A 9,945-nucleotide genomic window follows, 5' to 3' on the forward strand; every position below is an offset into this window, starting at 1 on the left:
CGCCTTGTAGGCCGCGTAGACCTTGTGGTAGTCGAGGCCGCCCCGCTTGAGCTTCCACCAGATGTCCTCGTCCGACCAGTCCGCCACCATCGCCCGGGTGCGCGGGTCGCGGCCGAAGAAGTGCTCGCGGATGAACGCGCCGTCCTCGGCCTTGTAGGTCTGGTAGTCGCCGTCTGGGGTGACGTTCATCAGGTTGACCAGGGCACCGTCGGTGTCGGCGGCCAGCAGCGGGTCCCACTCGCGTCCCCAGATGACCTTGATGACGTTCCAGCCGGCGCCGCGGAAGTGCGCCTCGAGCTCCTGGATGATCTTGCCATTGCCCCGCACCGGTCCGTCCAGCCGCTGCAGATTCGCGTTGATCACGAAGGTGAGGTTGTCCACCTCCTCGCGGGCAGCCAGACCGAGCCCGGCCAGCGACTCCGGCTCGTCCATCTCGCCGTCGCCGAGGAACGCCCACACGTGCTGGTCGGACGTGTCCTTGATGCCGCGCGCGTGCAGGTACTTGTTGAACCGGGCCTGGTAGATCGCGTTGAGCGGGCCGAGGCCCATGGAGACGGTCGGGAACTCCCAGAAGCCCGGCATCAGCCGCGGGTGCGGGTACGACGGCAGTCCGCCGCCGGGGTGCGACAGCTCCTGCCGGAAGCCGTCCAGCTGCTGGGTGTTCAGTCGGCCCTCGAGGAAGGCCCGCGCGTACATGCCGGGGGAGGCGTGCCCCTGGAAGTAGACCTGGTCGCCACCGCCGGCGTGGTCCTTGCCGCGGAAGAAGTGGTTGAACCCCACCTCGTACAGCGACGCGGACGACGCATAGGTCGAGATGTGGCCGCCCACACCGACGCCGGGGCGCTGGGCCCGGTGCACCATGATCGCCGCGTTCCACCGGTTGTACTGGCGGATCCGCTTCTCCATCGCCTCGTCGCCGGGAAACCATGGCTCGCGCTCGGGCGGGATCGTGTTGATGTAGTCGGTGGTCACCAGCGACGGGACGCCGACGTTGCGCTCCCTGGCCCGCTGCAACAGGCTCAGCATGAGGAACCGGGCGCGGTACGGGCCGGCGGCGTCCACGATCGCGTCGAGCGAGTCGAGCCACTCCCGGGTCTCCTCGGGGTCGACGTCGACGAGCTGGGTGGGCAGACCTGCGTTGATGAGCGGTTCGCGCTCGCGTCCGGCGGTCACAGTGGTGTCGTCTCCTGAGCCTGAGGGAACTTGTGGTTCGGTGCCCATCCTCGCTCACGGTTTCGGCCGCGTCACGCTACTGGGGGGTAGGGGCACCCCGGTCGGCCGGCGGATGGCAGGCTGCGGCCCATGCGGACCCAGATGGTGTCGGTCGACACCGGACGGCGGCAGGTCGTGCACGACCTGCGGCGTGAGGTGTCGGCGTTCCTGACCGAGCAGGCCCCCGCCGAGGACGGTCTGCTGCACCTGTGGGTCCCGCACGCCACCGCCGGGCTGGCCGTGATCGAGACGGGCGCGGGCTCCGACGCCGACCTGCTGGCCGCGCTCGAGCGGCTGCTGCCTCGCGACGCCGGGTGGGAGCACAGGCACGGCTCGCCGGGGCATGGCCGCGACCACGTGCTGCCCGCCCTGCTGGCCCCGTTCCTCGTGGTCCCGGTGCTGGACGGAAGGGTCGCGCTGGGCCCCTGGCAGTCGCTGTGTCTGGTCGACACGAACGTGGACAACCCGGTGCGCCAGGTCCGGCTGTCCTTCCTGCCCGGATGACCCGACGGATGACACGCCCAGACGAATCTGCCGAAAGGCTTGCACCCGGTGGCTGGCTCGGGTGGACTACCCCGCAGAGGCCCCCGGGCACGGGGGCCGGTCGAACGGAGGGCAGTCGGTGAGCGCGACCGCGGACACCGCGGGAGGTCGGCACCCCGTGCCGGCAGGCCGGATGGGTTTCGTCGCAGGGCAGACGGTGCAGGAGCTCGGCTGGGACGAGGACTGTGACGACGACCTGCGGGCCGCCCTCGAGGAGGTCACCGGCACGGTCCTCGTCGAGGAGGACTACGACGACGACGTCGTCGACGCTGTCCTGCTGTGGTGGCGGGACGGGGACGGTGACCTCGTGGACACCCTCGTCGACGCACTCACTTCGCTGGCCGCCGGCGGCGTCATCTGGTTGCTCACCCCGAAGGTCGGCCGCGCCGGTCACGTTGAGCCGTCGGACATCGGCGAGGCTGCGCCCACCGCGGGGCTGAGCGCCACCACGAGCGTCGCGGCTGCACCCGACTGGTCGGGCACCCGGTTGGTCGCGCCGCGCTCCGGCCGCCGCTGACCCGCACCTGTCAGGGTGACAACGGGCTGTAGGTCGTCCTCACCCTGACAGGTTGAAGCGGCTGAGCAGGGCGCCGACCCCGGCGAGGGTGCGGGCCGCACCGCGCAGCGCCGCGCCGCCAGAGATCCCCGGCACTGCGTCGAGCAGCGGCGCCAGCTGCAGCAGGCCGGGCAGGTCGCGGGTCACCAGGTCGTGCCGCAGCCACAGTCCGGCGATGTTGTCGGCGCGCCCGGCACTCACGTCGAGGAGCACGCGGACGTCGGCTCGGACGGCCGGCCCGTGGTCGCCGTCCGCAGCGGTGCGCGGGAGGGTGCGCCAGTCCGGTCCGCGGCTGCCGAACCCCATGGCCCCGTCGCCGGTGACCGCGGTGAGGCTGGCGGTCAGCCGCTGCCGAGCGGCCAGCGCGCCGAGCGTGTCGACGAGGGCGAGCAGCCCGTGCGCCAGCAGCTGTGGCGCGGCCACCGCCCCCACCGGCTCCAGGTCGAGGGTGCTGACCGCCAGCTGGTAGGCGGTCGCCTGCAGGAAGGTCAGGATCGGCAGCGGCCCCAGCAGGGTCGCGGTCGGCAGCAGGGCGACGTCCGCGGCCTCGCCGGACGTGACGAAGTCGGCCAGATGGGCGCGGGCTAGCCGGATCCCGTCGATGGCGGCCTCCGGGGTGAGGCCCCGGTGCGCGGCCAGCACCCGCTCCTCCACGGAGTCCTGGTCGATGCGCCGCCCGGCCCGGCCGGCCCGCGCGTCGGCGAGCAGCTGGACCAGGCCCCGGTTCTCCGGCCAGGCACCGAGCCGGACGACGACCTCGAGCGCCGGTCGCCCTGAGCGGGACGGCGCGGACAGGTCGGCGTCGGCCAGGCCGGCCAGGAAGGCGGACCAGGCGTCCACGGTGCGCTGCCAGGCCGCCGCGGGCTCCCGGGTGGCAACGCCCTGCTCACCCGGTTCGGGCTCCAGGTCGGGCGGGATATCGGCCACGCCACGATCCTGCCGGATCCCGGTTCGCCGTGCGGCGACCCGGCTGCCAAGATGGTTGAAGACTGAACCGGAGAGAGGACGCATCGGATGGTCGACGTCGGTCAGCAGGCCCCGGACTTCACCCTGGTCAACCAGCACGGCGAGCAGGTCACGCTGTCGGCGTACCGGGGGGACAAGAACGTCGTCTTGGTCTTCTTCCCGTTCGCGTTCAGCGGCATGTGCACGGGCGAGCTGTGCGAGATCCGGGACCGGCTCGAGTCGTTCGACAACGACTCGACCGTGACCCTGGCGGTCTCCTGCGACTCGAAGTTCGTCCAGCGGGTGTTCGCCGACCGTGAGGGCTACACCTTCTCGCTGCTCACCGACTTCTGGCCGCACGGCGCGGTGGCCCGCGACTACGGCGTGTTCGTCGAGGAGGCCGGTGCGGCCAAGCGCGGCACCTTCGTCATCGACAAGGAGGGCCTGGTCCGCTGGAGCGTCATCCACGCCATCGGCGAGGCCCGGGACACCGTCGCCTACGTGCAGGCGCTCGCCGCGCTGTGAGCCGGCACCGCCCGATTCGGGCGGTATCCGTCCGAATCGGGCAGCTGCAGGACACGATTTCGGCCATGGGGTAGCGGTCGGCGCCGCGAGCGGTCACGCTGGTGTCAAGGCCGCTGCCGCCGCTGGCCCGAGACTCCGGCGGCGGCGGCCGTCTGCCGTCCACCGGTAGGCTGCGCGGCGTCCGTCCCGGGCGCATAGCTCAGCTGGTCAGAGCACCTGCCTTACAAGCAGGGAGTCGGCGGTTCGAGTCCGTCTGCGCCCACCCTCAGCACCCGGCTAGCCTGCCTGGCGTGCCGCCACTCGCCGAGGTCGTCGCCGCGCTGGAGCGTCGCTGGCCGCCGTCCGGGGCCGAGGCCTGGGACGCCGTCGGCCCGGTCTGCGGCGACCCGGACGCCCCGGTCCGCCGGGTGCTGTTCGCGATGGACCCGGTCGAGGCGGTCATCGACGAGGCGGTCGCCTGGTCCGCGGACCTGCTGGTCACCCACCACCCGCTGTTCCTGCGCGGCACGTCCAGCGTTTACGCCGGCGGCGTCAAGGGCCGGGTCGTGCACCGCCTGCTCACGGCCGGGTGCGGCCTGTTCGTGGCGCACACCAACGCCGACGCGGCGCCGGGCGGGGTCGCCGACGTCTTGGCCGAGACGATCGGGCTGGTCGACGTCCGCCCGCTGCTGCCCAGCGCGGGGACGCCGGTGGACAAGCTGACCGTCTACGTCCCCGTCGCTGACGCCGACGGCCTCGTCGACGCGCTCGCCGCGGCCGGAGCGGGAGCCATCGGCGCGTACGACCGGTGCGCCTACTGGACCGACGGCACCGGCACCTTCCGCCCGCTGGACGGCGCGCACCCGGCGATCGGTCGGGTCGGCGCGGTCGAGCAGGTGGCCGAACGACGTATCGAGATGGTGCTGCCCCGGGCCCGACGGGCCCAAGTGGTCGCGGCGCTGCGCGCCACCCACCCCTACGAAGAGCCGGCCTTCGACCTGGTCGAGACGGCGGGGGAACTGTCGGGTGCGGCCGGACAGGGCCGGGTCGGCCGGCTGCCCCGGCCGATGCGGCTGGGGGAGTTCGGCCAGCAGGTCGCCGACCGGCTGCCGGCCACGGCGGTCGGCGTCCGCATTGGCGGTGACCTGGACCGGCTGGTCGAGACGGTGGCAGTCAGCGGCGGCGCCGGCGATGCCTACCTCGCGGACGTCGCCGCAGCGGCCGTGCACGCCTACGTCACCGCGGACCTGCGCCACCACCCGGCGTCGGAGCACCTGGAGGGCGGCGGGCCGGGGCTCGTCGACCCGGGGCACTGGGCCAGCGAGTGGCCCTGGCTGGCCCGCGCGGCGGCTGACCTCGGCCGAGCGCTCGAGGCCGTCGGCGCTACGGTGGACCTGCGCGTCTCCACGCTGGTCACCGACCCCTGGACCGCGCACGCGACCCGAAGGAGCACCCCCTGAAAGCTGACCCCGCCGACCAGCTGCGACTGCTCGACGTCCAGGCGCTGGACGCTCGACTCGACCAGTTGGCGCACCGCCGCAAGACCCTGCCCGAGCTGGCCGAGGTGGAGCGCCTGCAAGCGGAGATCGCCGAGCTGCGGGACCTCACCGTGGCCGCCGAGACCGAGGTGTCCGACCTCGAGCGGGAGGTCGCCAAGGCCGAGTCCGACGTCGAGGCCGTGCGGCAGCGTGCCGCGCGCGACCGCACCCGGATGGACACCGGCGCGGTCACCTCGGCCAAGGAGCTGGAGTCGCTGCAGCACGAGGTGGACAGCCTGGCCCGGCGGCAGGGCGACCTCGAGGAGATCGAGCTGGAGGTCATGGAGCGGCTGGACGAGGCGCAGAACCGGCGGTCCGAGCTGCGCACCCAAGCCAGCGTGCTCGCGGACGAGCTGTCCACGGTCGAGGCCCGGCGCGACGAGCAGCTGACCGGGATCGCCAAGGACATGGAGTTCGCGAACGGGCAGCGGGCCGACACCGTGTCCGGCGTCCCGGCCGACCTGCTCGCGCTGTACGAGAAGCTGCGGGCCGACCACGACGGGGTGGGGGCCGCGGCGCTGGGCAAGCGCCGGTGCGAGGGCTGCCGGCTGGAGCTCAACGCTACCGACCTGGGGCGGATCCGGACGGCCGAGCCGGACGAGGTGCTGCGCTGCGAGGAGTGCCGCCGCATCCTGGTGCGCACCCCCGAGTCCGGGCTGTAGCCGGATGCCCCGACGGATCGTCGTCGAGGCGGACGGCGGCTCCCGCGGCAACCCGGGACCGGCCGCCTACGGCACCGTCGTCCGCGACGGGGACACCGGTGAGGTGCTGGCCGAGCTGGCCGAGTACCTCGGCGTCGCGACCAACAACGTGGCCGAGTACCGCGGCGTGATCGCCGGGCTGCGCAAGGCCCGGGAGATCGACGCTGACGCCGAGATCGAGGCCCGGCTGGACTCCAAGCTCGTCGTCGAGCAGCTGTCCGGACGGTGGCAGGTCAAGCACCCGGCCATGCGGGAGCTGGCCAAGGAGGCCATGACGATCTGGCCACCCGGCCGGGTCGCCTACACGTGGGTGCCACGCGAGCGGAACAAGCACGCCGACCGGTTGGCCAACGAGGCCATGGACGCGGCGGCGGCGGGTCGCAGCTGGCAGCTGCGGCCGCTGGAGACCCTGCCGGCCGTCGAGGTCCCCTCGGTCGAGGCGCCGGCCAACCGACTGGTCGGCTGGTCCCGCGACGTCGGCAAGCCCACGACGTTCCTGCTGCTGCGGCACGGCGAGACCGAGCACACCCGGGAGAAGCGGTTCAGCGGCTCCGGCGGGATCGACCCGGTGCTGTCCGCGAACGGCCGGGCGCAGGCCGCTGCGGCGGCCACCGCGCTGGCCGGCCGAGGGGCGGACGCGGTGGTGACCTCCCCGTTGGCCCGGGCCCGGGAGACCGCCGACTCGGTCGCGGCCGCGCTCGGCGTGGCCGTCCGGGTCGAGGACGACCTGCGCGAGTGCGCCTTCGGCGCCTGGGAGGGGCTGACCTTCGCCGAGGTCGAGGAGGGCTGGCCGGACGAGGTGCTCGCTTGGCTGGCGTCCACCTCGGTCGCCCCGCCCGGCGGTGAGTCGTTCGACGCGGTGTCGGCCCGGGTGGCGAGGACCCGCGACCGGCTGATCGCCCGCTACGCCGGGCAGACTGTCGTGCTGGTCAGCCACGTGACGCCGGTCAAGACACTGGTCCGGCTGGCGCTGGAGGCCCCGCCGCACGCGCTGTACCGGATGGAGCTGTCACCGGCGTCGCTGACGACCGTGCAGTGGTTCCCCGATGGCAACGCGTCCCTGCGCGCGTTCAACGACACCGCGCACCTGCACCGCGCCGCACGCTGACCTGCTACTGGGCGGCAGGCGGTGTGTACGGCCGCAGCGCCGGTGACAGGACGACGATCCCCGCGGCGAGCACCGGCAGCACGAGCAGCGCGGACCCGAGGCCCACGTGCTGCCCGAGCACCCCGATCAGCGGCGGCCCGAGCAGGAACCCGCCGTACCCGATCGTCGAGACCGCCGCGATCGCGTCGCCGGCCCGCCCCGGCACCTCGCCGCCGGCGCTCATCGCGGCCGGGAACACGAGCGCGACCCCGAACCCCCACGCGACGGCGCCGAGGTAGACGCTCAGCAGCGCGGGCGCAGTAACGGTGAGCACCACGCCGCCGCCGGCGACGATCCCGGCCAGCCGGACGGCGCTGACCCGCCCGAGCCGCTCGATCACCGGGGTGCCCATGAACCGGCTGACGGCCATCGCCCCGGCGAACACCGTGTAGCCGAGCGCGGCACCGGAGGCGGCGACCCCGCGCCCGTCGGTGAGGTACAGCGCCAGCCAGTCGGCGGCCGCCCCCTCGATCGTGGTGGCGCATAGGGTGACCACACCGACCAGCACCAGCCGCCGGGTGAACAGCGGCCCCGCAGCCGCCCGGGCGTGCTGCTCCTCCTGCGGCTCGTCGCGCTCGTCGATGAACAGCCGCAGGGCCACCACGAGCAGGACGGCGGTCACCAGCGAGACGGCCAGCAGGTGGGCGGTCACCGACAGCCCGGCGTGGGCGGCGAGCGCTCCCACCGCGGCGCCCACGATCCCGCCGACGCTCCAGGACGCGTGGTAGCGGGGCATCCAGGCCCGCTCGGCCCGGCGCTCCACGGCGCTGCCCTGGATGTTCATGGCGACGTCCCACGACCCGTACAGCGCGCCCCACACCAGCAGCACGAGGCCCAGCGCCACTACGGTCGGGGCGAGCGACAGCCCCACGAGCACCCCGCAGGCCGGAAACGCCGTGGCCGCCACGACTGCCCGGCTGCCGAAGCGTCGGGACAGCCGGCCGGTCGCCGGCATGGCCAGCAGCGAGCCCGCACCCGGTCCGAGCAGCGCCAGGCCGAGCGCTGCGGAACCGGCCGCGAGCTGGTCCCGGACCGTGGGAAGCCGGGACACCCAGCTGGCCAGCAGCACCCCGCTGAGGGCGAACACCAGCGCAGTGGCCAGCGCCGCCGTTCGCAGCCGCGGGTAGCCGGTCACGGCGCCTCGACCACCACGTCCACCCGCCCCTGGCCGCTCGGCTCCGCGTGGAAGCCGAGCCCGCCGAGCATCTCGATGACGCCGGCACGGTTGGTCGGCTGCGCGCCGTCCAGCAGCAGCGCACGGGCCAGCCGGCCCTTGGTCGCCTTGTTGAAGTGGCTGACCACCACCCGGGACGTCGGGTCGCCGGGACGGCGCTCGTGCAGCACCCGCACCGACACGGTCCGCCGAGCCGGCTCGCCGGTCGGGCGCCACATCGCGGCGTAGGCGCTCGAGCGCAGGTCCAGCACCAGACCGCTGCGGCCGGCCGCCGCGGCCATGACGTCGTCCAGGGCCGCCCGCCACAGCGACGCCACCGGGCCGACGCCGGGCAGGCTGACGTCAGCAGCGAGCCGGTGGGCGGGGACGCGGTCGGTGGGACGCAGCACCCCGAACAGCCCGCTGAACACCAGCACCGAGCGGTTCGCGCGGCGGGTGGCCGCGGCCTTCAACGACGCCAGGTCCAGCGCCTCGTAGAGCACTCCGGTGAACAGCTGGGACGCCGGCAGCGTCGGCGCCGTCGCGAGGTCACGATTGCGGGCCACCTCGCCGATCAGCCCGGGGGAGAGACCGAGGACCTCGGCCGCCGTCGTTTCGTCCCCGGAGCACAGTGCGACCAGGTGGTCCATGACCCGTTGCCGCACCGGGGTGAGTTCCGGGAACGACACGGTGGTCAGGTCGAGCGGGCGGCGTCGACCGTTCGGCTGCGCCTTCCCCTCGGACGGCGGCAGCAGCAGGAGCACAGGCGAGAACCCTACCGGGCGGTACCCTGGTGGCACGGCGGACGAGTCGGCCGGGCGGTCGCGTCGGCGCCGGGCAACCGGTGTCGCCGAGGAACGTCCGGGCTCCACAGAGCAGGGTGGTGGGTAACGCCCACCCGGGGTGACCCGCGGGACAGTGCCACAGAAAGCAGACCGCCGCCGGTTCGCCGGCGGTAAGGGTGAAACGGTGGTGTAAGAGACCACCAGCGCCCGGGGTGACCCGGGCGGCTCGGCAAACCCCACCCGGAGCAAGGTCAAGAGGGGGTCGCGGTCCGCCGCGGCCCCTGCGCAGGCGTTCGAGGGCTGCTCGCCCGAGCCTGCGGGTAGACCGCATGAGCCTGTCGGCAACGGCAGGCCGAGAGGGATGACCGCCCCCCGGGCCAGTGCCGCAAGGCGGCCCGGGGACAGAACCCGGCGTACAGGCCGACTCGTCCGTCGCCTCGTCGCTGACCTGCGGAAACGCCTCGTCTACGCGTCCTCACGACCCCCTTGGGACGTTGCTGGGACGTCAGCGGACGGGCTGAGTTCCGCGTCCAGCGCACCCCGGCCCTGCTCTTCGGCCTCCGGGAACAGGTGCCCGTAGGTGTCCATCGTCTCGGTGATCGACGCATGCCCGAGCCGGCTCTGGATCGTCTTCGGATGCAGACCAGCCGCGATCAACGTGGACGCGTAGAAGTGCCGAAGATCGTGGTTGTGCCGACATCGGCACAATCATGATTATGTCGACCTCTGGGTTATGCCGATGGTGGCCTGAGATCCATTGGCCTGGTTGGGAAGTTGAGCCTCGCAGGTCGGCATATTCAGAGGTTCTCCAGGAACACAAGGAGTGCGTCAGGGGGCTTGTAGGGGCCGGCCTTGGCGGTC

The 9,945-nt window shown here is 73.3% G+C and carries 11 protein-coding genes, 1 tRNA gene and 1 other RNA gene; 8 read left to right on the plus strand and 5 right to left on the minus strand.

Features of this window, described 5'->3' with window-relative positions; genetic code table 11:
• Nucleotides 1-1,173, minus strand: a 1,173-nt coding sequence (locus tag VIM19_10620) for a pyruvate dehydrogenase (acetyl-transferring), homodimeric type (protein ID HEY5185335.1), incomplete at its 3' end; no start/stop codon positions are given.
• A gap of 129 nt (nt 1,174-1,302) precedes the next feature.
• Between VIM19_10620 and VIM19_10625 the strand changes: the two genes are divergently transcribed.
• Both VIM19_10625 and VIM19_10630 read left to right on the plus strand, forming a co-directional pair.
• Nucleotides 1,303-1,716, plus strand: a complete 414-nt coding sequence (locus tag VIM19_10625; protein HEY5185336.1) for a YjbQ family protein — start codon at nt 1,303-1,305, stop codon at nt 1,714-1,716.
• A gap of 118 nt (nt 1,717-1,834) precedes the next feature.
• Nucleotides 1,835-2,272, plus strand: coding sequence for a DUF3052 domain-containing protein (locus VIM19_10630; protein ID HEY5185337.1), 438 nt, complete (start codon nt 1,835-1,837; stop codon nt 2,270-2,272).
• A 39-nt stretch (nt 2,273-2,311) separates the two neighbouring features.
• Here the strand turns inward: VIM19_10630 and VIM19_10635 are convergent, their stop codons facing one another.
• On the minus strand, nt 2,312-3,238 hold the full coding sequence (locus tag VIM19_10635) for a hypothetical protein (protein ID HEY5185338.1): 927 nt from the start codon (nt 3,236-3,238) through the stop codon (nt 2,312-2,314).
• An 87-nt stretch (nt 3,239-3,325) separates the two neighbouring features.
• Between VIM19_10635 and VIM19_10640 the strand changes: the two genes are divergently transcribed.
• The 5 genes from VIM19_10640 to VIM19_10660 all read left to right on the plus strand — a co-directional run bounded on the left by VIM19_10640 (nt 3,326) and on the right by VIM19_10660 (nt 7,107).
• Nucleotides 3,326-3,781 carry a peroxiredoxin gene (locus VIM19_10640; GenBank protein ID HEY5185339.1) on the plus strand — a complete coding sequence of 152 codons (456 nt, stop codon included), beginning with the start codon at nt 3,326-3,328 and terminating at the stop codon, nt 3,779-3,781.
• A gap of 188 nt (nt 3,782-3,969) precedes the next feature.
• Nucleotides 3,970-4,043: transfer RNA gene (locus VIM19_10645), tRNA-Val, on the plus strand.
• Nucleotides 4,044-4,071: 28 nt separating this feature from the next.
• Entirely contained in the window at nt 4,072-5,220 is a 1,149-nt protein-coding gene (locus VIM19_10650; protein HEY5185340.1) for a Nif3-like dinuclear metal center hexameric protein, read from the plus strand.
• Nucleotides 5,217-5,960, plus strand: coding sequence for a C4-type zinc ribbon domain-containing protein (locus VIM19_10655; protein ID HEY5185341.1), 744 nt, complete (start codon nt 5,217-5,219; stop codon nt 5,958-5,960). The genes VIM19_10650 and VIM19_10655 overlap by 4 nt, the downstream gene beginning before the upstream one ends.
• A 4-nt stretch (nt 5,961-5,964) precedes the next feature.
• Complete coding sequence (locus VIM19_10660) at nt 5,965-7,107, plus strand: bifunctional RNase H/acid phosphatase (protein HEY5185342.1); 1,143 nt, start codon at nt 5,965-5,967, stop codon at nt 7,105-7,107.
• A gap of 4 nt (nt 7,108-7,111) precedes the next feature.
• On the opposite strand, the gene VIM19_10665 is transcribed toward VIM19_10660, so the two are convergent.
• Nucleotides 7,112-8,281, minus strand: coding sequence for an MFS transporter (locus VIM19_10665; protein ID HEY5185343.1), 1,170 nt, complete (start codon nt 8,279-8,281; stop codon nt 7,112-7,114).
• Nucleotides 8,278-9,063 carry a peroxide stress protein YaaA gene (yaaA, locus tag VIM19_10670; protein ID HEY5185344.1) on the minus strand — a complete coding sequence of 262 codons (786 nt, stop codon included), beginning with the start codon at nt 9,061-9,063 and terminating at the stop codon, nt 8,278-8,280. The genes VIM19_10665 and yaaA overlap by 4 nt, the downstream gene beginning before the upstream one ends.
• Nucleotides 9,064-9,105: 42 nt before the next feature.
• Between yaaA and rnpB the strand changes: the two genes are divergently transcribed.
• Nucleotides 9,106-9,516, plus strand: an RNA gene (rnpB, locus tag VIM19_10675) — RNase P RNA component class A.
• A 33-nt stretch (nt 9,517-9,549) separates the two neighbouring features.
• Here rnpB and VIM19_10680 read toward each other — a convergent pair.
• Nucleotides 9,550-9,792, minus strand: coding sequence for a tyrosine-type recombinase/integrase (locus tag VIM19_10680; protein ID HEY5185345.1), 243 nt, complete (start codon nt 9,790-9,792; stop codon nt 9,550-9,552).
• Nucleotides 9,793-9,945 lie beyond the last annotated feature (153 nt).

The organism is Actinomycetes bacterium, from assembly GCA_036510875.1.
Taxonomy (GTDB): Bacteria; Actinomycetota; Actinomycetes; order Prado026; family Prado026; genus DATCDE01.